Annotated in this window: 19 protein-coding genes and 1 pseudogene; 4 read left to right on the forward strand and 16 right to left on the reverse strand. The window is 68.1% G+C overall.

The genetic code is table 11. From position 1 onward, the window contains the following. Positions 1–59: 59 nt before the first annotated feature. Both ACX5I6_RS01875 and ilvD read right to left on the reverse strand, forming a co-directional pair. Positions 60–746 carry a hypothetical protein gene (locus tag ACX5I6_RS01875; protein WP_461839263.1) on the reverse strand — a complete coding sequence of 229 codons (687 nt, stop codon included), beginning with the start codon at positions 744–746 and terminating at the stop codon, positions 60–62. A 100-nt stretch (positions 747–846) separates the two neighbouring features. Then, the gene (ilvD, locus tag ACX5I6_RS01880; RefSeq protein ID WP_461839264.1) at positions 847–2,706 is read right to left on the reverse strand and encodes a dihydroxy-acid dehydratase; all 1,860 of its coding nucleotides are present in this window, start codon (positions 2,704–2,706) and stop codon (positions 847–849) included. Between the two features lie 85 nt (positions 2,707–2,791). Here ilvD and ACX5I6_RS01885 point away from each other — a divergent pair, with 85 nt between their 5' ends. Next, positions 2,792–3,628, forward strand: coding sequence for a helix-turn-helix transcriptional regulator (locus ACX5I6_RS01885; protein WP_461839265.1), 837 nt, complete (start codon positions 2,792–2,794; stop codon positions 3,626–3,628). On the opposite strand, the gene ACX5I6_RS01890 is transcribed toward ACX5I6_RS01885, so the two are convergent. The 3 genes from ACX5I6_RS01890 to ACX5I6_RS01900 all read right to left on the reverse strand — a co-directional run bounded on the left by ACX5I6_RS01890 (position 3,625) and on the right by ACX5I6_RS01900 (position 7,466). Then, positions 3,625–4,860 carry an amidohydrolase gene (locus ACX5I6_RS01890; protein WP_461839266.1) on the reverse strand — a complete coding sequence of 412 codons (1,236 nt, stop codon included), beginning with the start codon at positions 4,858–4,860 and terminating at the stop codon, positions 3,625–3,627. The two genes, ACX5I6_RS01885 and ACX5I6_RS01890, sit on opposite strands and share 4 nt — an antisense overlap. A gap of 44 nt (positions 4,861–4,904) precedes the next feature. Further along, positions 4,905–5,852: a polysaccharide deacetylase family protein gene (locus ACX5I6_RS01895; RefSeq protein ID WP_461839267.1), complete on the reverse strand. Its 948-nt coding sequence runs from the start codon at positions 5,850–5,852 to the stop codon at positions 4,905–4,907. Positions 5,853–5,915: 63 nt separating this feature from the next. Further along, complete coding sequence (locus ACX5I6_RS01900) at positions 5,916–7,466, reverse strand: purine-cytosine permease family protein (RefSeq protein ID WP_461839268.1); 1,551 nt, start codon at positions 7,464–7,466, stop codon at positions 5,916–5,918. Positions 7,467–7,572: 106 nt separating this feature from the next. Between ACX5I6_RS01900 and ACX5I6_RS01905 the strand changes: the two genes are divergently transcribed. Continuing rightward, positions 7,573–9,183, forward strand: a complete 1,611-nt coding sequence (locus ACX5I6_RS01905) for a PucR family transcriptional regulator (RefSeq protein ID WP_461839269.1) — start codon at positions 7,573–7,575, stop codon at positions 9,181–9,183. 71 nt (positions 9,184–9,254) lie between these two features. Here ACX5I6_RS01905 and ACX5I6_RS01910 read toward each other — a convergent pair whose 3' ends face one another. Continuing rightward, positions 9,255–9,818 carry a dihydrofolate reductase family protein gene (locus ACX5I6_RS01910; RefSeq protein ID WP_461839270.1) on the reverse strand — a complete coding sequence of 188 codons (564 nt, stop codon included), beginning with the start codon at positions 9,816–9,818 and terminating at the stop codon, positions 9,255–9,257. 160 nt (positions 9,819–9,978) lie between these two features. Between ACX5I6_RS01910 and ACX5I6_RS01915 the strand changes: the two genes are divergently transcribed. Further along, positions 9,979–10,818 carry a sulfurtransferase gene (locus ACX5I6_RS01915; protein ID WP_461839271.1) on the forward strand — a complete coding sequence of 280 codons (840 nt, stop codon included), beginning with the start codon at positions 9,979–9,981 and terminating at the stop codon, positions 10,816–10,818. Between the two features lie 136 nt (positions 10,819–10,954). Next, positions 10,955–11,704 carry a VOC family protein gene (locus ACX5I6_RS01920; protein WP_461839272.1) on the forward strand — a complete coding sequence of 250 codons (750 nt, stop codon included), beginning with the start codon at positions 10,955–10,957 and terminating at the stop codon, positions 11,702–11,704. A gap of 52 nt (positions 11,705–11,756) precedes the next feature. Here ACX5I6_RS01920 and ACX5I6_RS01925 read toward each other — a convergent pair whose 3' ends face one another. From ACX5I6_RS01925 to ACX5I6_RS01970, 10 genes and pseudogenes are all read right to left on the reverse strand, one after another. Next, positions 11,757–12,599: an IclR family transcriptional regulator gene (locus ACX5I6_RS01925; RefSeq protein ID WP_461839273.1), complete on the reverse strand. Its 843-nt coding sequence runs from the start codon at positions 12,597–12,599 to the stop codon at positions 11,757–11,759. Positions 12,600–12,660: 61 nt separating this feature from the next. Next, positions 12,661–13,917 (reverse strand): M24 family metallopeptidase, encoded by a 1,257-nt coding sequence (locus ACX5I6_RS01930; RefSeq protein ID WP_461839274.1) that lies wholly within the window; start codon positions 13,915–13,917, stop codon positions 12,661–12,663. Positions 13,918–13,996: 79 nt separating this feature from the next. Beyond that, entirely contained in the window at positions 13,997–15,367 is a 1,371-nt protein-coding gene (locus ACX5I6_RS01935; protein WP_461839275.1) for an MFS transporter, read from the reverse strand. A gap of 270 nt (positions 15,368–15,637) precedes the next feature. Beyond that, positions 15,638–15,958, reverse strand: a complete 321-nt coding sequence (fdxA, locus tag ACX5I6_RS01940) for a ferredoxin (protein ID WP_285248380.1) — start codon at positions 15,956–15,958, stop codon at positions 15,638–15,640. 4 nt (positions 15,959–15,962) lie between these two features. Beyond that, positions 15,963–17,434: pseudogene (locus ACX5I6_RS01945) on the reverse strand (aldehyde dehydrogenase family protein). Between the two features lie 22 nt (positions 17,435–17,456). Then, positions 17,457–18,257 carry an SDR family oxidoreductase gene (locus ACX5I6_RS01950; protein ID WP_461839276.1) on the reverse strand — a complete coding sequence of 267 codons (801 nt, stop codon included), beginning with the start codon at positions 18,255–18,257 and terminating at the stop codon, positions 17,457–17,459. Continuing rightward, complete coding sequence (locus tag ACX5I6_RS01955; RefSeq protein ID WP_285248377.1) at positions 18,257–19,210, reverse strand: dihydrodipicolinate synthase family protein; 954 nt, start codon at positions 19,208–19,210, stop codon at positions 18,257–18,259. Before ACX5I6_RS01955 ends, ACX5I6_RS01950 begins: the two co-directional genes overlap by 1 nt. Positions 19,211–19,223: 13 nt before the next feature. Next, entirely contained in the window at positions 19,224–20,057 is an 834-nt protein-coding gene (locus ACX5I6_RS01960) for an enoyl-CoA hydratase-related protein (RefSeq protein WP_461839277.1), read from the reverse strand. Further along, positions 20,054–21,313, reverse strand: coding sequence for a CaiB/BaiF CoA transferase family protein (locus ACX5I6_RS01965; RefSeq protein ID WP_461839278.1), 1,260 nt, complete (start codon positions 21,311–21,313; stop codon positions 20,054–20,056). The genes ACX5I6_RS01960 and ACX5I6_RS01965 overlap by 4 nt, the downstream gene beginning before the upstream one ends. Next, entirely contained in the window at positions 21,310–22,707 is a 1,398-nt protein-coding gene (locus ACX5I6_RS01970) for an FAD-dependent oxidoreductase (protein ID WP_461839279.1), read from the reverse strand. The genes ACX5I6_RS01965 and ACX5I6_RS01970 overlap by 4 nt, the downstream gene beginning before the upstream one ends. Positions 22,708–22,712 lie beyond the last annotated feature (5 nt).

Genomic DNA, 22,712 nt, shown 5'->3' on the forward strand with positions numbered 1-22,712 from the left:
GGACGGCAGGGCGGGGCGTTGGTCCCCCCATTGGGCGGCCCCCTGCCAGCGTTGTCCGGCTAGTGCTGCACCGGCCGCAGCGACGTGATCATCTTCCGGATGTCCGAATACTCGGCCGTGCCCCGGTACTTCCGGGCGAGTTCCAGGTACGGGAGCGACGGGTCGCCGGGTGTCGCGTTGTTGTTGGGGTCGTAGGACGCCCCGAACATGGCAGCGTTTGGGGGCCAGCTGAAGAACTGGAAGATGGGGCACGCGTCCGGGCCGCTTGCTGCGGGGCCCGAGGTGATGCCGTAACCGGCAGCCGGGGTGCTGTACAGGCCGGGGGTCTGGGCATTCGCACGGGATTCGAACACGAACTGCGGCACCGCTCCACCCTGGACCAGTGCCGGGACGTCCACCGTGTCCAGGATTTCGTAGGGGTATCTTTCGGTGCAGGTCGACCCGGTGGCCATGTTGGTCCTCAGCGTGGCCATTATCTTTCCGGACTGGTTCCGGACCTCGGAGAATGCCCCGCCGCCCTCGGCCAGTTCCCCCGCAGGGTCCTTGACGCGCCAGCCGGCGGGAAGGTCGAACGCCATGGTGCCATCCGCCGTCGTAAACGTGGTCCAGGCCGCCGCAGCGGAACTGACCGCGGGAGCGCCGGGCGCTGTTTCTGCGGGCGGTGAGGACGGAACTTCCGACCGCGTCGGCGGGGCGGGCGCTCCGGCGAGGGCGGCTGCCGCGAGGGACGGTTCAAACCTGCGCACCACACCTCCCCGGGCTCGACGATGACCCCTCAAGTGTGGCGCCTTGTTCCCTGGCGGAGAAGGGCCAATGGACCTGCCCTTCCCCCACCAGGAACCAGCGTTACCGCTCCAGCAGCGACACGTCCCGGACTGCACCCTTGTCCGCCGAGAGGGCCATGGCGGCGTAGGCGCGCAGGGCAGCGGAAACCTGGCGGTCCCGGTCCTTGGGCTTGTAACCGCCGTTGACCTCCAGCTTCTCGCGGCGCTCGGCCAGGACCTCGTCAGAGACCTCCAGCCGCATGGAGCGCTGTGTGATGTCGATGCTGATGATGTCGCCGTCCTCCACCAGGGCGATGGCGCCGCCGGAGGCAGCCTCCGGGGAGATGTGGCCGATGGACAGGCCGGAGGTGCCACCGGAGAAACGGCCGTCAGTGATGAGGGCGCACTTCTTGCCCAGGCCGCGGCCCTTGAGGAACGAGGTCGGGTAGAGCATTTCCTGCATGCCGGGACCACCGCGGGGGCCTTCGTAGCGGATCACCACCACGTCGCCTTCCTTGACGGTCTTGTTCAGGATCTTCTCCACGGCTTCATCCTGGGATTCGCACACCACGGCCGGGCCGGAGAAGACCCAAATGGACTCGTCCACGCCGGCGGTCTTCACCACGGCGCCGTCGACGGCCACATTGCCGCGGAGCACGGCCAGGCCGCCGTCCTTGGAGTATGCGTGCTCGACGGAGCGGATGCAGCCTTCCGCCGCGTCCGTGTCCAGGGAAGTCCACTCGTTCGACTGCGAGAACGCGGTGGAGGAGCGGACGCCGCCGGGGGCCGCGTGCCAGAGGGCCTTCGCTTCTTCGGTGGCCTTGCCGCCGCGGATGTCCCAGTCATCCAGCCAGCCGTCCAGGTCATTGGAGTGGACGGAGTGGACGTCCTTGTGCAGGAGTCCGCCGCGGTTCAGCTCGCCCAGCAGGGCCGGGATGCCGCCGGCACGGTGCACGTCCTCCATGTAGTAGGTCTTGTCCTTGGCGACGTTGGGTGCCACCTTGGCCAGGCAGGGCACCTGGCGGGATTTGGCGTCCATCTCGGCCAGGCCGTAGTCCACGCCGGCCTCCTGGGCGGCGGCCAGCAGGTGCAGGATGGTGTTGGTGGAGCCGCCCATGGAGATGTCCAGCGCCATGGCGTTGTCGAAGGCCTTTGCGGTGGCGATGGAGCGCGGCAGCACGGACTCGTCGTCGCCGTCGTAGTAACGCTTCACCAGCTCGACGACGGTGGTCCCGGCCTTCTCGTAGAGCGCCTTGCGGGCGGTGTGGGTGGCCAGCACGGAGCCGTTGCCCGGCAGGGACAGGCCGATGGCCTCGGTGAGGCAGTTCATGGAGTTGGCGGTGAACATGCCGGAGCAGGAACCGCAGGTGGGGCAGGCGTTCTCTTCGATGAGGTTGATGTCGGCATCGGAGATGGACTCGTCCACGGCGTCGGCAATCGCGTTCACCAGGTCCAGGGAACGGACGGAGCCGTCGGTGAGGGTGACGCGTCCGGCTTCCATGGGGCCACCGGAGACGAAGACCACGGGGATGTTCAGGCGCAGTGCCGCCATGAGCATGCCCGGGGTGATCTTGTCGCAGTTGGAGATGCAGACCAGGGCGTCGGCGCAGTGGGCGTTGACCATGTACTCCACGGAGTCGGCGATCAGGTCGCGGGACGGCAGCGAGTACAGCATGCCGCTGTGGCCCATGGCGATGCCGTCATCCACGGCAATGGTGTTGAACTCGCGGGGCACGGCGCCGGCGGCGAGGATCGCGTCGGAGACGATCCTGCCCACGGGCGCGAGGTGGGTGTGGCCGGGGACGAATTCGGTGAAGGAGTTCGCCACGGCGATGATCGGCTTGCCGATATCCGAGTTGGCGACGCCGGACGCGCGCAGCAGTGCGCGGGCTCCGGCCATGTTGCGGCCGTGAGTGACAGTTTTAGAGCGAAGTGCAGGCATGCTTACCATCCTGCGGGCATGGCCTCCCATGCGGAAGACGCTCTTACTACTAGTAGTAGGAGTACCAGAGTAATAGTATTTTCTGGTGACTGAACCAGGGCGCCGCAAAGAGCTGGGCCTCTTCCTCCGCGCCCGCCGGGACCAGGCCCTCCGGGCGGATTATGGGCTGCCGCCGATCGGCCGGGCGCGCGACCGGGGACTGCGCCGCGAAGAGGTGGCGTTCCTTTCGGGCGTCAGCGTCACCTGGTACACCTGGCTGGAGCAGGGCAGGGACATCAGCCCGTCCCGGCAGGTCCTGGAGGCGGTCAGCCGGGCACTGCATCTCTCGGCAACCGGCGTGGGCTACGTCCTGTCCTTGGGCGGGTACGCGTCGGCGGCCCCAGCCGGCCCCGCAGCGGATTCCGCGCCGCCCCACATCCAGCGCCTGCTCGATGCGCTGGACCCCAACCCGAGCTTCGCGCTGTTCCCGGACTGGGGCGTGGCCGGCTGGAACACGGCCTACGCCGCCCTGTTTCCGAACATCGCCACCGTGGCTCCGGCGGACCGCAACCTCCTCTGGCTGGTGTTCACCGATCCCTATGTCCGCAACCTCCTGCCGGACTGGGAAACCACCAGCAAGCGGTTCCTTGCCGAATTCCGCGCCGAAGCCGGGCAGCGGCTCGGTGATCCGGACATCCAGTACCAGGTGGAACGGCTGAAGGAAGCCAGCCCGGAATTCCGGCAGGGCTGGGACCTGTACGACATCCTGGGTTTCGAATCCCGCGAGCGCCTTTTCCACCACCCGGCTGTCGGCGTGCTCCAGCTGGAACACCACCAGGTGTCCCCGTCCGACCGGCCGGACCTCCACATCGTGGTGTACACCCCCGCACCGGGCAGCGACGCGGCCATGCAGATGCGGTCCCTGCTGGCTCGAAGCGGCTAGGAAGCCGCGTCGCCCAGGTACGCGAGGGCCGCGGCAGCCTGCGCCTGCGTAGCCACCCGCAGGGTGGGATCCACGGCGGGCAGGAAGAACGGTGAGTGGTTGGCTGGAATATCGGTGTCCACGGCGCCCGTTGCCACCGCCTGCCGGTAGGTTTCCCGAGGCACCGACCCGACAACCCAGTACACGTACGGGGCCCCGAAAGCGTCGGGAATGCGGCTGAAATCCTCCGACGCAGTCTGCGGGGCGGTGCGGTAGACGGCGTCGGCACCGAACGTCGTGGTGAAGGCCGCTGTGACCCTGGCGTTGGCCTCGGGATCGTTGCTGGTCAGCGGGTATTGGTCGTAGTACTCGAACTCCGGTTCCTGAGGCGAGCCGGCCGCGACGCACTCTCCGCGCACAATCCGCTCGATGGCGGCGAGCATCTGGCTCCGGACGGCCATGCTGTAGGTACGGAGGTTGAGCAGCAGTTCCGCCCGGTCCGGGATGATGTTGGCCGTGGCACCGGCGGTCACCGAGCCGATGGTCAGCACCGCAAACTCCCCCGGGCGCGTTTCACGGGACACCACGGTCTGCAGGCGGAGGATGATCGAGGCAGCCAGCACCACCGGATCGACCGACTTGTGCGGCATGGATCCGTGCGCACCCCGGCCGTGCACGGTGATGCGCACCGAATCGCCGGCCGACAGCACGGGACCCGGCGTGGTGCCGATGGTTCCCGCCTCGGTGGGCATGACGTGCTGGGCCAGCGCAATGTCCGGCCGCGGGATTCCGGCGGCCAGGCCGTCGTCGAGCATTGCCCGGGACCCCGCCGCCGTCTCCTCCGCCGGCTGGAACAAGGCAACGTAGGTGCCCTGCCAAGTGTCCCGGTGGCCAGCCAGATACTTTGCCGCGCCGAGCAGTGCCACCACGTGCATGTCGTGCGCGCAGGCGTGCATCACCCCTGGAACGGCGGAGGCGTACGTCGCACCGGTGGCCTCGGCGACGGGTAGGGCGTCCATGTCCGCCCGGGCCAGGACGCAGGAACCGGCGCCGTTGGCGAGAACGCCCACGACGCCGGTGCGGCCAAAGTGCCGGACGTCAAAGCCCCAGCCGGCCAGCAGGTCCGCTGCCGCGGCGGACGTTGCGTGTTCGGCAAGGCCAAGCTCGGGGTTCCGGTGGAATTGCTCGTACAGGGGAATCTGCCAGGCGAGTTCCTGCCCGATGCTGTCCGTAAGGTTGGCCATGAGGTCCATGCGGGCACTCCTCCCGGCCGGCGGCCCCGGCCCTTTCGGCCACTCTAGGCCAGCACCCCCTGCCGCACCACGGCCGGCTGGAATTGTGCACCCGCGCCCGGGAATACCGGCACGTCAATCCGCGCGTGGGTGTGGACCTCCGTGACCGTGGCCTTGGTGTGCCGGGCAATCTGTTCCATGGTGGCGACCCACATGCCGTCCATCGCCTTCACCCGCTCAATCAGCTGCTCAAGGGCCACGGCCTTGGAGGGCCGGCCGGAGATGAACGGATGGTTGGTCAGGACGAAGCAGCTGCCCTGGGAGTGGTGCGCCTCGGCCTCGAGGGTCCACATTTCCAGGACCTTGGCCGGGCTTTCGATGACGCCGCTGCCGGTCACGCCGGGGTAGAAGGCGTACTGCTCCCAGTCATCAAGGGTCCAGTCCACGGGAATCTCCACGATGTCCCGGGGATCATCGGCGGCGACAGCGAACCGGTAAGGGGCATCGCCGTCGAGCAGGCTGGAATCGTAGAGGAAGCCGCGGTCCGCGAGGAGGCCCGGGGAGTGCCAGTTCAGTTCCCACCACGGTGCCCGGTACCCCACCGGCCGGACCCCGGCCACCTTCGCCAGGGCTTCGAGGCCGCGGTCAAGGTAGCCGCCCTCGGTGGCGGCGTCGATGCCCTGCATCGGTTCGTGCAGGTAGCCGTGGTGGCCCACCTCATGACCGCCGTCGACGATCTGCCGGACCACGTCCGGGTAGGACTCGGCGGTGAAGCCGGGGATGAAGAAGGTGGCCTTGACGTCCTGGCGCTCGAGGATTTTCAGGAGCCGCGGCACGGCGACTTTGGGACCGTACGACTGGTGGGTCATCAGCGACATGCGCCGGGTGGAGCTGGGGTCGTGGGCGATCGTGCAGGACTCTGCGTCCACGTCGAAGGTGAAGGAGGCTGCGGCTTTGGCGCCGTCGGGCCAGGTGACCGGATGCAGGGCGTCCGCGATGGCGGGCTGGTTCACGGGAAATCCTTTCGGCGGGCGCGGGGCGCCCGCCAGGTTTTGTGGGAAGGGAAGCTGTGCGGCCTAGCGGGCGGGAAGCGCAGGCGCGGTGTCCGTTTCCTTGCCGTCTGCTCCGGGAGCGGGGTTCACGGCGTTGGCCGTCCGGGGCTTCACTGCGAGGTACCGGATGTGCTGCCGCGGTCCGAGGATGGCGTACACCCCGGCACTGGTCAGTCCGCCGGCCAGCCAGGAAAGGTCCCAGCCGCCCAGGGCCACGGCGATGGGGCCCTGCATGATGGGGATCAGGCCGTACATGAACAGCCAGGTGGCGACGATGCCGGCCACGAGGGAGACAACACCGGCCCAGTTGACGCCGGGCAGGCGCTTGGTGCCTACGGCGTCGAACAGGCGCTCGGGCTCACCGGGCCAGCGCTTGTCCAGCCAGAAGTAGTGCACCAGCATGATTCCGCCCCAGGCGGCCACCCAGGCCACCAGGCCGATCAGCCAGGCGTCAAGCACCGCCGCGAAGTCCTCCTGGAAGATGAAGAAGACGACGGCGGCGAGCGAGAAGACGCCGACGAACAGGTTAAGCTTGCGGCGGCTGATGGAGATGTCCAGGGCCTGGGTGGCGACCGAGAACGTGTAGATGTTCAGGATGTTCGTGGCGATGGGGCCGTGGAGCACCATCAGCAGCACGGGCAGCGCCATGGAGCCAAAGTTGAGGACGATCAGCTTGCCGGGATCGATTTCCCCGGAGTTGGTGGCCAGGCTGGCACCGAGGACGCCGAGCCAGACCACAGGGATGAACTGGCCCAGGACCGAAGCGAGGTAGACCTTCTTCTTGGGGACGCTGGTGCTGACGAACCGGGAGTAGTCGGCGGCGTAAGTGAACCAGGTGATGCCCCAGCCAATGCCGATGGCCGTCATGACGGCGCTCATGGCTGCGATGCGCTCGGAGCCTTCCAGGATGTGCCCGGCCGGTCCGGCGTAGCCCCAGTCGATGTCCATGCCGAACCAGGCGACGGCGGACATGACGGCGAGGATGAGGATGGTGGGCGGTACCGTCCATTTTTCGAAGGCCGCGATGGCTTTGTAGCCGAACCAGGCGATGGCGACCTGCAGGGCCATGATGAAGGTGGCGACGCCGATCTTCCAGGCGTAGTTGGGGGCTTCAGGGTCAACCCAGCCGAGGGTTCCGAAGAGTGCCATGACCAGGTCGAGGATGATCCAGGTGTTCACCGCGCACCAGCCGATGACCAGCAGGGCCTGGATGGCGGCCGGCAGGTAGTTGCCGCGGCGGCCGAAGGCGGCCCGGGCCAGGACCATGCCGGTGGCTCCGGTCTTCTGGCCCAGGAGGACGAAGCAGCCAAAGAGGAGCATGCCGATCAGGTTGCCCAGGACCAGGACGGTGACGGTGTCCGCCAGCCCGAGTCCCAGTTGGATACCGAGTGCCCCCAGCACCCAGTTGATGGGAGCCAGGTTGGCGCCCGCCCAGATCCAGAACTGGCCGGATACCTTGCGTGTGCGCGCTGATTCGGGGATGGGCTGCAGCCAGGCTTCGTGGTCCACGACGTTGTGGTCCTGGCCGGCAGGGGCCGCGTGCCCGTGCGTTGCTGGTGAAAGCTTTTCTTGCATGGGGGCCTCCGTGAGGTGGATAAGTACTCAAAGGCTATGTGGCCCCCATCACAAGGAACAAGATACAATCTGTCGAACAGATTCCCCTACTACGTTACGGAATGTCGTGTCAGTGTTTCTTGGCGAAATACTCGCCCACCCCGCCCTTGCGGCCGCGGATCCCGTGCTGCATCCCCTGGGCGTGGTGGCCGATGCGCAACCGGTGCGCTGGGTCCACTCCAGCGAGGTGCTGGACATCGCTCCCCTGCTCCGCGGCGGCGAGCTGCTGCTCTGCGGCGGGATCACCCTGGCCACGGCCACCCCCGCCAAACGCGAGGACTACGTCCGTGAACTGGCCCAGCGGGGTATCGCGGCGCTCGCCATCGAGACGGGGGGCGCCCTGCCGGAAATCCCGGCGGACATGCTGCGGACGGCTGAGGAATACGGCCTTCCGGTGGTTGAGCTGCGGAAGGTGGTGCCTTTTGTAGGCGTCATGCAGGCCATCAATTCCATCCTGGTCAGCGAGTCGGTGGGGCACTTGCAGCAGGCAGACGCCGCTACCCGCGCCATGGCGGCGGAGCTGGCCCATGGGGCCTCGCTGGACAGGATCCTGGCCGTGCTGGCAGGCATCACAGGGTCCCCCGTGCACCTCACCTCCCCGTGGGGAGTCACCATGGGCAGCGCCGTCCCCGAGGGGTGGAGCAGCGGGGTGGACGCGGACGCCGGGGAAGGACCAGCGGACGACGACGGCTCCGGCCCGGGTGCTCACGGCAGCCCTGCCGGCGGGGCCGGGCTGCCCGGCAAAACGGTGGTCAGCGTTGACATTCCCGTGCGCGGCGTCCTGATGGGCCGGCTGGACGTGCGGGTGCCGGAGGCCGCGGACGTGGCCCTGGCGCAGGTGGCCGGGGAACGCGCCGTGGACATCCTCGGGCTGGCGCTGCTGCAGCACACTCCGCCCGGACTGCATGCCCTGGCCGGCGCCGAACTGATGCGGGCCGTGCTGAATTCCGCCCCGGAGTGGCGGCTCGAGCAGCTGGCTCCCGCGGCCGGCTTTCCCGCGGATTCCCCGGCAGTGGTGGCTGCCATCCATGCGGCGTCACCGCAGGAGGTGCGCGGCGCCGTCGAAACCTTCCTGAGTTCGCGACGGATTCCCTGTGCCGCGTACCTGGACGACGCCGAACTGGTGGTTATGATCGGCCTGCCCTGCACCGATACCGCCGGTGAGCGGCGGCAGCTGCTGGAATCGTTGCAGGGGTTGGCGGGGGACCCCGACGCGGTGATTGCCGTGGGGCCCCTGGCCGGCGGTGTGGCTGAGGCTTCCTGGTCGCTGGCCGAGGCGCGGCGCGCCTTGGAGGTGCGCCAGATCCGGCGGCGGAACGCCTCGGCACGCCGACAGTATCCGGCCCGCGGCCTGGTGGTGGTGGACGCGGAGGATTCCGCCGTCGAAAGCCTGTCCCTGACCTGCCTGGACGCCTCAGCGCGGGAGGCGTTCGTGAACCGGCAGCTGCGGGCGGTCCTGGAGCATGATGCGCAGCGGCAGTCCCAGCTGCTGGAGACCTTGCGGGTGTGGCTGGACTCGGGCTGCAACACCGCGCAATCGGCGCGCGAACTGCACCTGGAACGGCAGTCCATGCACCACCGGCTGCAGCGGATCTTTGAGCTATGCGGCGGCGATCCCCGCGGGACAGGCCGGCTGGCGGCATTGCACCTCGCCGCCCGGATGGCGGGGCTCCCCTGACAAGCCCGGCCCGGTGAACCGGCGTCCCGAATCTGGAGTGCGGGGCTCACCCGTCGTTAGACGTGGTGCGCTCAGCGCCGAACGTCGTACCTGGCCAGGACCACGCCACCGGGAAAGGCCGTGGTCTCCACAAGCTTCAGCTGCACCCAGTGGTCCAGGGCCGCAAAGAAGGGCGTCCCGCCGCCCACCAGGACCGGATGAGTGACCATCACGTACTCATCGACCAGTCCGGCCCGCATGGCCGCCGCGGCGAGCGTGGCACCGCTGAGATCCATGGGGCCGCCGTCTTCAGCCTTGAGCCGGGCGATCTCCGGAACCGCATCGCCGGTGACCAGGCGGGTATTCCAGTTGACCGGGCGGGCCTTCGAGGAGAACACCACCTTCGGCATGTCCCGCCAGCGTTGCGCGAACTCAATCTCCGCTGGCGTGGCACCAGGCTCCTGGTCCGCGGTGGGCCAGTGGGAGCTCATCGTCTCCCACAATTTGCGTCCGTACAGGGCCAGGCCTGTCGCCGCGACGCGGTCGGACCACCATTGGAACAGTTCGCTGCTCGGCGCGCTCCAGCCAAGGTCGTCCCCGGGCGCGGCGATGTAGCCGTCCAGGCTCACATTCATGGCGAAGGTCAGTTTGCCCATGGCGCCAGTCTCCCGTGCGGCGGTGCTGGTTGTACAGACCGGCACCGCCCCGACGAGCGCGTGGCCCGGCCACGAAGAAGCCTGCGCCAGCCACGCTCCAGCATCCACATAATGGGACATTCTTGCTCGCATTATGGACATATCAACTAGCCTGCACTGTATGGACCACACCTCAACCACCCGGGCGGAGCTGCCGCCGTTCGTCGATACCGCGTGGCTCGCGGCGCATCGGGGAACCGTTGTCATCGCCGATGCGCGCTGGTACCTCGACGGTGCATCAGGCCGGTCGGCGTACGACGGCGGGCATCTTCCGGGTGCAGTGTTTGTGGACATGGACGCCTGGTTGTCCGGCGATCCTGGACCGCGCGGATTGAACCCGCTTCCCGCCCCTGACGTGTTTGCCCGCGGGATGTCCTCCGTGGGAATCGGGGACGGCGCAGCCGTCGTCGCTTATGACGACGCGGGAGGGGTGATCGCTGCGCGGCTCGTCTGGATGCTGCGCGCGATCGGACACCCGGCGGCGCTGCTCGACGGCTGGATGGCAGCATGGACGGGACCGTTGGAGACCACGTCAGTGAAGCCGGCCCCCGCGACGTTCACGCCGGTTCCGTGGCCCGAGTCCCGCCTGGCCCGACTGCAGGACATCACGGCAGGAGCCGCCGGGATCCTGGTCGATGCCCGCAATGCCGACCGCTTCGACGGAACGCTCCAGTTGCCCACCGATCCCCAGGCAGGCCACATTCCGGGCGCCGTGAACGTCCCCTGCCGGGCGAACCTCTCCCCCGATGGACGCCTGCGCCCGATCACAGAGGTCCGGGCCGCATTCGCGGAGGTTGGGATCGACCATGCCGCCGCGGTCATCTCCTACTGCGGCTCAGGCGTCACGGCGTGCCACAACCTCCTGGCCCTTGAACATGCCGGACTCGGCCATGGCCGCCTCTACGCCGGCGGGTGGTCGGAATATGCGGCCGCCCCGGGCCGCCGAGCGGAGCTGCGCTGATAAGCGGCTAAGCCCGGCTGGACCCCGCAGCCAACGCCGGCCACGCGTCCGCTTTCGGACGTATGCTTGCCGTGCATTGCTCTTGGGGGCCGGCGCCACGCGTCCGGCGGCCCAGCCGGATTCGAGGGGGCGCAGCATGGCTGAGCGGGATACATCGTCGGTAGGTGCGCCCTGCTGGGTGGACACTTGGCAACCGGACCCCCGGGGCGCCAAAGAGTTCTACGGCCAACTTTTCGGCTGGAGCTTCGACGAGGCAATTCCCACGGCCGGGATTGACGGTGACTACTACCGGGCGCGCCTCGACGGACGCCTGGTGGCCGGCGTGGGACAGGCCCCGCCACAGTCGCCTGCGGGCTGGCTGACGCATGTCCGGGTGGAGGACGTCGCGGAGGCATCGGCCCGCGCTGAACAGGTTGGGGGCCGGCAGCTGATGCTCCTCGACGCCCACGCCCCCACGGCACTGGTTGCCGACTCCTCCGGTGTGCTGTTCTGCCTGCGGAAGGCAGGCGAAAATGACGGCGTCGAGCTTGCCGACCAGCCGAACTGCTGGGCGATGAGTTCCCTGCACACCCCGGATCTTGGAAAAGCCAGGGATTTCTACCGGACAATGTTCACGTGGGAGCTGAAGGCATCGCCGGACGCCGCCTTCTCGCTATGGCTCCTGCACGACCGGATGGTGGCAGTGGCCACCTCAACGGAGGGCGTGGACGTTCCGCCGCACTGGAGTGTGAACTTCGCGGTGGCCAGTGCAGACACCACCGCCGACCGGGCCGTCGCCTTAGGCGGCGGGATCCTCATGGCGCCCTCGAACACCCCGGGATTCCGGAGCGCGGTGATCAGCGACCCGTGGGGTGGCGTCGTCGCAGTCAGCACGGTCACAGCGTGAACCAGGTCTTGGTCCTGGCCACCTGAACATCCGGCCACCTGAACATGCGGGGTCAGCTTGCCGGTCGGCCGCCCAAACGGGTGGTCACCTTGGCGGCGGCGGCAACGCAGGCTTCGGCCAGCCTCTCGAACTGCTCTTTGGATACCCGGAACCGCGGGGCCGGGATCAGGACGGCGGCCACCACGTCCCCGCGGTGGTCGCGGACGGGGGCCGCCACGCCCACTTCATCCATGGACGATTCACCGTAGTTGCCCGCCCACCCGCGCTGCGCCACGTCCTGGAGCCGGGCCTCGTAAGCCGCCAGGCCGGCGTCGTCCATTCCGGGAAAGGTGATGGCTCCGCTCCGCAGCAGCTCACGCACCCGCTCGGCCGGCAGCGTGGACAAGAACACCTGGACCGAGGCGCTCATGGCGTCCCGGTACCGGGCGCCCAGCGGCGTGGTGTGCTTGATCTGGTGGTGGCTGGCGATCTGCTCCACGCAAATGGCTTCATCCCCGTTCCAGAGCATGAGCGCGCTGGTTTCGCCAGTCTGCTCGGCCAGTTGCCGCAGCACGGGGTACGCAACGCGGCGTTCCTCCATCTCGGCAAGCAGCGGCCCGGCGACGGCGATCAGCCCCAGGCCCAGCCGGAACCGCTTGGTTTCCGGGTCCCGTTCCACCAGGTTCTCCTGCTCGAAGGTAGCCAGGATCCGGGAGACACTGCTCTTGTGCATGCCCACCCGGTTGGCGATTTCCGTGACCCCCAGCAAGGGTTCGTCCGCGGTAAAGGTGCGCAGGACAGCGATGGCATTGACGACGACGGAAGCGCCTTTGGCGTCCGTCCCGCCGTTGCTGCCGGTGCCGGTCCCTGTGGCGTTGGTGTCGGAAGTCGTTGCAGGAGTCATGGTGGACACCATCTTTCCTCATGGACGGCGGAAGCGGCGCCACGTGCGTGGCGCCGCTTCGCTGTGGTGATGGTTAGGCCTGGACGATGTTGTGTTCCGGGCCGAAGGGGAACTTGGTGATGTTCTCCACCGTGTTGTCCTCGCCGATCACCAGGATGTCGTGCTCGCGGTAGCCGCCGGCACCCGGCTGGCCGTCCGCAACGGTGATCATGGGTTCCATGGAGACCACCATGCCGGGCTCCAGGACGGTGTCGATGTCCTCGCGCAGTTCCAGGCCGGCCTCCCGGCCGTAGTAGTGGCTGAGGACGCCGAAGGAGTGGCCGTAGCCGAACGTGCGGTTGGCCAGCAGTCCGTGGCTGATGTAGATCTCGTTGAGTTCGGCGGCAATGTCCTTGCACACGGCGCCGGGCTTGATGAGTTCCAGGCCGCGGCGGTGCACCTCCACGTTGATGTTCCACAGCTCCAGGGACCGTTCGTCCGGCTGGCCCAGGAAGAGGGTGCGTTCCAGGGCCGTGTAGTAGCCGGAGGTCATGGGGAAGCAGTTCAGGGAGAGGATGTCGCCCTGCTGCAGCTTCCGGGTGGTGGCCCAGTTGTGGGCGCCGTCGGTGTTGATGCCGGACTGGAACCACACCCAGGTGTCGCGGACTTCGCGGTCGGGGAAGGTCCGGGCGATCTCGTGCACCATGGCTTCGGTGCCGACCAGGGCCACCTCGTACTCGGTGACGCCTTCGCGGATGGCGTTGCGGATGGCCTCGCCGCCGAGGTCGCCGATGCGGGCACCGTGCTTGATGACTTCGATTTCCTCGGCGGATTTGATCATGCGCTGGCGCATGGCGTCCTGGGAGACGTCCAGGAGCGTGGCGCCGGGGAAGGCGGCGGCGATCTTTTCGCGGGTCAGGCCCGGGAGGAAGTCGTCCTCGACGCCCAGCCGGGTGGCCTTGACGCCGCGCTGGCGCAGTGCCTCCTGGAGGCCGAAGTAGAAGTTGTCCCGCCGCCAGTCGGTGTAGACGATGTTCTCGCCGTAGGACGTGCGCCATGGCATGCCGGCGTCGATATTTGCGGTGACGGTGACCGAGTCGTCCGCGGTGACCACCAGGGCGTAGTTGCGGCCGAACGTGGTGTAGAGGAAGTCGGAGTAGTACTTGATGCCGTGGTAGCTGGTGAGGATGACCGCGTCCAGGCTCTTGGCAGCCATGATCTGGCGCAGGCCGCCGAGCCGGCGCTCGAACTCTGCGTCGGAGAACGTGAGCTTGCCCTTGGTGCCGTTGTGCAGGACCTTGAGGCGCTCGAGCTCGGCGATGGATGAGGCGGTGTCGGTAGTGATGGTCACGGGTGTGCCTTTCGATATTGCGGGCAGGTATTGGCCGCACATGGGTGGGTAGGAAGAAAGTTCCGGGGCCTCTGCAGGATCAGAGGTGCTTGAGCGGCTTGCGCGAGGTTTCGGCGGCGAACAGGACTGCGGCGAGGGACACGGCGGACGCGGCCACGAGGTACCAACCGGGGGCCAGCTTGCTCTGGGTCAGGCCGATCAGCAGGGTGGCCATGAACGGCGCGGTCCCGCCGAAGATCGCGTTGGAGAGGTTGAAGCTGACAGCAAAGCCGCTGTACCGGACCTTGGTGGGGAACAGTTCGGCCAGGAAGCTGGGCAGCGTGCCGTCGTTGAGGGTGAGCATGCCGCCCAGCAGGATTTGAACCAGGACGATCACCAGGAAGTTGCCGGTATCCAGCAGCATGAATGCCGGAACGGTCAGGAGCATGAACAGCACCGAGGCGGTGATCAGCATCCGCTTGCGGCCGAACCGGTCCGAGGCCATGCCGGTGAGGAAGATGAAGCCGATGTAGCTGGCCAGGGCGATGGTGGTGGCCAGGAACGATTCGGTGGGACCGAAGCCCAGTTCCTCGGACAGGTAGGTGGGCATGTAGCTGAGGATGACGTAGAAGCCGACGGCGTTGAGCAGCACCGCTCCGCAGGCGATGAGCAGCTGCTTCCGGTAGGTCCGGAACATGTCCAGCGCCGGCGCCTTGGGGGCGGATTCTTCCTGCTCTGCCAGGGCGCGGAAGGCGGGAGTGTCCTCGAGCTTGGTGCGGATGTAGCGGCCGATCAGCCCCATGGGGGCGGCCAGGAGGAACGGCAGCCGCCAGCCCCAGTCGTGCAGCTGCCCGGTGCTGAGTACCGAGCTGAGGAGTGCCGCGATCAGCGAGCCCAGGAGCAGGCCCGCGGCCGTGCTGGCGGGCACGACGGCGGCGTAGAGTCCGCGGCGGTTGGCCGGTGCATATTCCACCAGGAAGGCCGACGCCCCGGCGTATTCGCCCGCCGCCGAGAAGCCCTGGACCACACGGACCAGCAGGAGCAGGACGGGGGCCAGCATGCCGATGGTTCCGTAGCCGGGAATGAGGGCGATGCAGAACGTGGAGACGGACATGATGACGATCGAGAGGGACAGTGCCTTGCGCCTGCCCAGCTTGTCGCCGATGTGGCCCCAGAAGAAGCCGCCCAGGGGCCGGACGAAGAAGGAAATCGCGAACACCGCGAACGTGGCCAGCAGCGCAGTCTGGCGGTCGGCTTCGGGGAAGAAGACGGACGAAATGACGGCAGCGAGGTAGCCGTACACGGCGTAGTCGAACCATTCGACGAAGTTGCCGATGAAGCTGGCCGTAACCACCCGGCGTCGAACGTCCTTGCTTGCCACGGTGCTGCCGGCACCTTGGCCTGCCACGGCGGGGCCGTTGGCGTCTGCGGCAACGGCCCCCGCTCCGGCGGAGTTGGAATTGGTACTCATGGAACCACCATTAGAAGTATGAGTTGCATTGCTTGCAACGTGGTTGTTTCAACATAGGTGGTGACGAGCAACACAGTCAAGAGTTTTCAGTAGCTGGCTTTTGGATTAAATCCGGCACCGCGGGTCCGGCCGGGCAATCACATCCTCGCTCCGCCCGCCCAGCCCGAGTTGCAATCAAAGCAACATGGTTGTAACAGTCGTGAAATATGGGCATTAACGCAGCAATGGCCGCCAAGCGAAGGCTTGGCGGCCATTGAAAAGGTTGGGTCCCTAGCGTGCCGGGACGGGCTCCGCAGCAACGACGGGATGGTCACGATGCAGGTTTCCCAGTGCGGAGGCGCCCTGCGGCGAGCCCAGTTCATGGAAGAACTCCACGTTGGCGCGGACGTAGTCTGCCCATTCGTCCGGCACATCGTCCGAATAGTAGATGGCCTCCACCGGGCAGACCGGATCGCACGCACCACAGTCGACGCACTCGGATGGATGGATATAGAGCGACCGGTCACCCTCGTAGATGCAGTCCACGGGGCATTCCTGGATGCACGCCTTGTCCTTCACATCCACGCACGGCTGGGCGATCACGTAGGTCACGGGACTACACGCCCGTGTACACGGTTTTGCCCCAGGTGAAGAACTCCAGGGCGGACCTGCCTTGCTCGCGGAACGTGTTGGTGGAGGAATCCTTGACGCCGCCGAACGGCACGTTCAGGTCCAGCCCGGCGGTGGGCCGGTTGACCTTGACGACCCCGGCCTGGGCCCTGGCGGCGAAGTCGGTGGCCAGGGCCAGGGAGTCGGTGCAGATGCCTGCGGTGAGGCCATAGCGGGAATCGTTGATCGCGGCGAGGCCGGCCTCGTAATCGGGGACCTCGAGGACCGCAACCACCGGGCCGAAGATCTCCTCCGTCACCGCAGGATCGTCGAAGTCCAGGCCGGTGAGCACGGCGGCAGGGAAGAACAGCGCAGCGGAGGAATCGCCGTCGTACTTTCCGTGCAAGAGCGTGGCGCCGCGCTCAACCGCGCCGCGTACCGCCGCCTGGTCCTGCTCGAACTGCTGGGCGCTCACCACGGCGCCCATGGCGAATTCCAGGCCGTCCCCGGGGTGTACTTTGCCGCCTCCGCCACCAGGGCGTCGAGGAATGCCGCCCGGATGCCGGGGGTGACGTACACCCTCGACGTGGCGGTGCAGGCCTGGCCGGTGAGGCCGAACGCGCCCGCCGCCACGACCTGTGCGGCCTTGGCAGGGTCCGCGTCATCCAGGACCAGGACGCCGTTCTTGCCGCCCATCTCCAGCTGGACGCGGGCACGCCGGCCGTTCAGGATCTCCTGCAGTCCCAGGCCCACGCTGGTTGACCCGGTGAAGGACATCCCGGCGATGCGCGGGTCGCGGGCCAGCGCATCACCCACCACCCGGCCTTTGCCGTGCACCAGGTTGAACACGCCCGCCGGCAGTCCTGCGTCCTGCAGGGCACGGGCCAGGTGGGTGGCGGACAGCGGGGTGAGCTCGGCGGGCTTGAGCACCACTGCGTTGCCGCTGACCAGGGCAGGCGCCGTCTTCCAGGCCGGAATAGCGATGGGAAAGTTCCAGGGGGTGATCAACCCAACCACGCCCAGCGGTTCACGCCGGGTGGTGATGGTGGTGTCCGGCAGTCCGCTGGGCAGCACCTCGCCGGTGGCGGCCCAGCCCAGCGAGCCAAAGAAGCGCAGCACGTCCGATGCACGCTTCACCTCACCCTTGGCCTCGGCCAGGGTCTTGCCCTCCTCCCGGACCAGGTCCTCGGCGATCGCGGACTGCCGGTCGATCAGCAGGTTGCCTGCCGTGATCAGGATGGCCCCGCGGGAGGGTGCCGGCAGGGCGGCCCAGGCGGGCTGCGCTGCCGCGGCGGCGGAGATGGCGGCGTCGACATCCTCCGCGGTGCCGCTGGGCGAGAGTGCTGCCAGTTCATCCGGGCGCGCGGGGTTGGTGCGGCGGGTTTCTGCGGTTCCCACCCATTGCCCGTTAATGAGGTGCTGGGCGGTTTTGCTGCGATCCAGTGCGGTGGTGTCGGGGTCCAGGGCGGTGGAGGTCATGGCATTCCTTTGGAAGTTGGGGCTAGAGGCTGCGGATGAGGCCGCCGTCGCACCGCAGCGCCACGCCGGTGATGTACGACGCCGGGGCGCTGCAGAGGAAGGCGGCGGCCGCACCGAATTCGGCGGGCTCGCCGTAACGGCGGGCGGGGATGGTTTTGCGGGATTCCAGCCGGATGTCCTCCAGCGTGGTGCCGCGGCGCTTTGCGGCTGCCTGGTCCAGTTCGGTGACGCGGTCCGTGGCGATCCTGCCGGGCAGGAGCAGGTTCACGGTGACCCCGTCCAGGGCAACTTCGGCGGCAAGAGTTTTGAGGTAGCCGCCAAGGGCTGCGCGGCCGGTATTGGAGACGGCCAGGTTGGGAAGCGGTGCTGCGACGCCGCTGGAGCCGATGGCGAGGATCCGTCCCCACCTCCGTTCCCGCATGGCGGGGAGGGTGCGGGAAACCAGGGCATGGTGCGGCTTGACCAGGAGGTCGAACGCCGCGGCGATGTCCTCGCTGCCCAGGGTTGCGGCGGCGCCGGGCCGGGGGCCGGGGCCGTTCAGGACCAGGATGTCGATTGGCCCCAGGCCGGCTTCGGCCTGCGCCACCGCGGTGTCAACGCCCTCGGCACCGGTGAGGTCAGCCTCGACGGCGATGGCTGCAAAGCCCGGCAGGCCGCCGAACGCCTGCTGCAGTTCGTCCACGATCTCCTTGGCACGGACGCCGCGGCGGCCCACGATGGCCACACTGGCGCCTTCCGCGGCCAGGGCGCGGGCGACGGCGAGTCCCAGGCCGCCCGTGGAGGCGGCCACCAGCGCCGTCTTGCCGGCGATTCCCAGGTCCATCAGTTCCTCCCCGCAGGGGCGAGCGCCCGGTTCAGGTCCAGGGCGATGGCCGCTTCGCGGAGATGGACCTCCATGGCATGCCGCAGGTTCTCGGGGAAGCCGGCCGCCGGGGCACGGACGCCCGGGTCCTTGATCCAGCCCCGCTCGCGCAGGCATTCCTTGCGGATGGCCAGGGCCACCTTGGCCTGCTGCTCGAAGTTGATCAGTGGCAGGTAGGGCACCAGTTGCCCGGCGGCCGCCGCGTACCCCTGCTCCCGCCAGGCACGGACGCAGGCGATCAGCGCCTCGGGGTAAGAGAACCCGGTCATGGCGCCGGCAGCGCCTGCCAGGAGTTCGTCCAGCAGCCCCTGGCCGCCGAGTCCGCCGAATACCGAGACCCCGGTACCGGCATGGAGCTCGGCGATGGCCACACTGGTGGGCGGCGCCTCAGCCTTGATGGCGATGACGCAGGGGCTTGCCGCCACCACATCAACCAGGGCGGCGGTTGTGATGGCGACGCCGCTGGCCAGCGGGTAGTCCTGCAGCACCACTTTGGCCCCAGTGGCGCGGTGGATGGCGTCCAGGTGGGCGCTGACTACCTCGGGCTTCGGCGAGTTGGCCTGCACCATGACAGCGGCCAGGCGCTGCCCGGCAACCTCCTGGGCGGCGCGGATTTCCTCGATGGCCGGCCGGGTGGCCAGGGCTGTTACGCCCACCACCAAGGGCAGTTCCGTGCATTCGACGGCGATTTCGAGGACCTGGCGGCGTTCCTCCGGGGTGAGCGCGGCGGCCTCCCCGAAGACGCCCAGGACGGTCAGGCCCGTGGCGCCGATGGTTTCGTAGCGTTCCACGAGGTCCGAGAGGCTGTCCAGGTCCAGGTCCAGCGTGCTGCCCTGGAATGGTGTGGCAACGACGCCCCACACGCCAGGCGTCAATGACTCCCGCATCGGGTTCTCCCTTGGTTTGTTGTTCATCTGACGGCTGTCCCTATCTGCCGGGCCAGGCCGGTTTCCGCTTATCCTGGAAGGCGCGGACGCCCTCGGCGGAGTCTTCGCTGTCCAGGGCTGCCATCAGGGCCGGCAGCCGCAGGCCGCGGGCCTCCGTGGCGGTGAGGTGCCCGGTCTGCGTGACCATCTGCTTCACGGCCCGGACCGAGGTGGGGGCGCAGGCCAGGACCTGGTCCACCCAGCGCTGCACAGCGGCGTCGAGCTCGTCCGCCGGGACCACCTCGTTGACCAGGCCCATGGCCTGCATCTCTGCGGCGTCAGCCTTCCGGCCGGTGAGCAGCAGCCCCATCGCCTGGGTGTAGGGAACGCGGCGCACCAGCTGGTGGATGCCGCCGTCGAGCGCCAACCGCCCGACGCGCGGCTCCGTCAAGCCGAACTTTGCGCTGTCCGCTGCCACCACGATGTCCGCGCCCAGGACAATTTCCATGCCGCCGCCCAGTGCGTAGCCGTTCACCTTGGCAATCACGGGGATGTCCAGCGTGGTCCGCAGGCTCAGGCCGCCGAAGCCGTTGGGGTCCAGGGCGGCCCAGTATTCCAGGCCCGTCTTGTCCACGGCGGACGCGGACATGTCCGCACCCACGCAGAACGCCCTGGGGCCGGCGCCCGTGATGACCACTGCGCGGACGTCCGGATCAGCCTCAAGCTGGTCCCAGATGGCGTTGAGCCTGGCCTGGGCCGTGCCGTCCACGGCGTTGAGGACGTGCTGCCGGTCGATCACCACGGTGGCCACCTGGTTCTCGATGGACAGGGTGACCTGGTCCACCGGAGCGGAGGCCTCGGCCGGTGACTGGGGGTCCGCTGCAACCGCTGTCACCGGAGCACCCCGAGTTCCTGCAGCCGCTTGATGGTGGCCTCGTCGAAGCCGTTCTCCAGCAGCACTTCCACATTGTGCTCGCCCAGGCGGGGTGCCGCCCGGCGGACGCTTGGCGGTGTGGCGGAGAGCCGGATGGGGGCGTTCAGCATCTTGACCGTCCCCACGCCGGGGTGTTCGACCTCCACGATCATGCCGTTGGCCTCGGTCTGGGCGTCGGCGAGCGCCTGTTCCAGCGTGTGGACGGGGGCGTTGAGCAGCCCCTGTTCCTCCAGCTTGCCGGTCCAGTACTCGGTGGTGTTGGCGGCGAAGTGTTCGCGGAAGATCGCCTGCAGCGCCGGCTTGTTCTTGAACTGCTGTTCCAGCGTGGCGAATCCCGGGCGTTCGGTGAGGTCCTCGTCCAGGCCAAGGGCATCGGAGATCCGGGCCAGCGGGTCCGGGGTGAAGCCGCCCACCATGCACACGGCACCGTCGGTGGTTTCAAAGACGCCGCTCAGGGGCATGGCGCCCCAGTTGACCTCGTAACCGCGGTTGAGCTGCATGCACGCCTCCTGCATCTGCAGGTGCAGCATGGAGTCGTACATGGTCACCTCCACTTTTTGCCCGGTTCCGGTGGTTTCCCGGGTGCGCAGCGCCAGCAGGATGCCCTGCATCAGGTGCATGCCGGTGATGTAGTCGCACAGGGTGGTGGGGTAGATGGCCGGTTTCTGGTCCTCCGATTCGCGCCGCCACATCACGCCGGAGTAGGCCTGCGCGATCGCGTCCTGCCCGCCCTTGTGCGAGTACGGCCCTACGGGGCCGAACCCGGTTCCGGAGGCCCAGATGATTCCGGGGTTGTCCGCCTTGAGGTCCTCGTACCCGAAGCCCATCCGTTCCATGACCCCGGAGCGGAAGTTGCTGACCACCACGTCCGCGTCCGCCATGATGGCGTGCAGGACATTGCGGCCTTCCTCGGTGCGGGTGTCGATGGAGACGCTCCGCTTGTTCCGGTTGATGGACAGGAAGATCGGGTTGTCCTGGCCGTCCTTGTCCGGGAACGAGTTGCGGGAGATGTCACCGGCGCCGGGGCGTTCCACCTTGATGATGTCGGCGCCGTAGTCGCCCAGCAGCTGGGTGCAGGAGGGGCCCATGAACACCTGGGTGAAGTCCACGACCTTGATGCCGTCCAGGGGCAGCTGGGTGGCCGGCCGCGCGCCCCCGGTGAGGGGGGAGGCAGCGGCGGGTGCCGTCGTCGGGCGTTCCGCCGTTGCCATGCTCATGCCGGCACCGCCGCGTCGGCATCGATGGTGGCGTTCGACGACGGGACGTCGCCGGGGTCCGCGCCGTGCCGGCGCATGCCCTGCTGGATGTCCGCTGCCGCGACGTCGCGGACCAGCACGCCGGACTGGACGGCGAGTGCTGCCGCGACGCCGACGGCCTGGCCCATGGCCATGCACGGCGGAATTTCGCGCGACATCTTCTGCGCCTCCGGGGTGGCGGAGTAGTGGCGGCCGGCCACCAGCAGCTGATCCACTTCCTTGGGCAGCAGCGAGCGGTAGGGGTAGTAGTAGTCCCGGCCGCGGGCCACGCTGTCCTGGAAATGCCGGCGGGAGGTGACGTCCTCCTTGGTCATGACGTATTCGCCCTGCAGCAGGCGGGTCTGGCGGACGCCCATCTGGGAGGCGACGTCCAGCATGTAGCACTTTTCGAATCCGGGGAGGTTGGCACGGACGTAGTCCACGGCTTCGGAGATCTTGTCGCGGGCGGCGAATTCGGCGGCGGTCATGTCTGCCGGGTCCACGCCGTCGTAGCCGGTCATGTGCGGGGCGTTGCACCAGACCACGCCGTCGATGGGGGTCTTGAGCCACCACAGTTCCCAGGCGCCGCCGAGGAGGCGCTTGATCTTGCGGTTGATGGCGCGGGCTTCCTTGGGGTTGGCCTGCTCGAAGGCCTCCGCGGCCGCAGTGTCCACGTTGCCCAGCCGGAACACCAGGGTGGTGAGGTAGTTGTCCTTGGCGTAGGCGGCGCCGGCGCGGGAGGCGACGTCGATGTCTCCGGTGGTGTCGATGACCACGTCCGCCGTGAAGGCCTGCGGGCCAAGCTTGGTTTCGCAGACCACGCCCTTGATCACGCCGTTGTCCACGATGGGGCGGGAGAACCAGGAGTGCAGCCGCAGGTCCACGCCCGCTTCGCGGACGAGGTCGTTGGAGACGCGCTTCCAGCCGTCGGGGTCGAATGCGGCGGCATAGCAGATGGGCTTGGGGGTGGTGTGGGAGTGGAAGTCGAAGGTGCCGTAGCGGCCCCACTTGTTCCAGAGTTCCTCTGAGGTGCGGCGGTCTTCGGCCGGCGGGACGATGGCCAGGCCCAGTTTCTGGAGCCGCTCCACGTACTCGGAGACGATCCCGGTGACCGTGATGTCCTGGCCGTTGATCATGTCGTCCAGCACCAGCACCATGCCGCCGGAGGCGAGGCCGCCCAGTGAGGAGTAGCGCTCCAGGAGGGTGACCTTGGCCCCGGAGCGGGCCGCGGTGACGGCGGCGGCGACGCCGGCGGGACCACCGCCCACCACCAGGACGTCGGAGCGGGAGATCACCGGGGCGGTGACGTCCGCGGTGGTGGTGGCCAGTTCCAGCGACCCGGTTTTGGGCGCGGCAAAGGTAGGTGGGTTGCTCATGGGGT

This window comes from Arthrobacter sp. MMS24-T111, assembly GCF_054888995.1.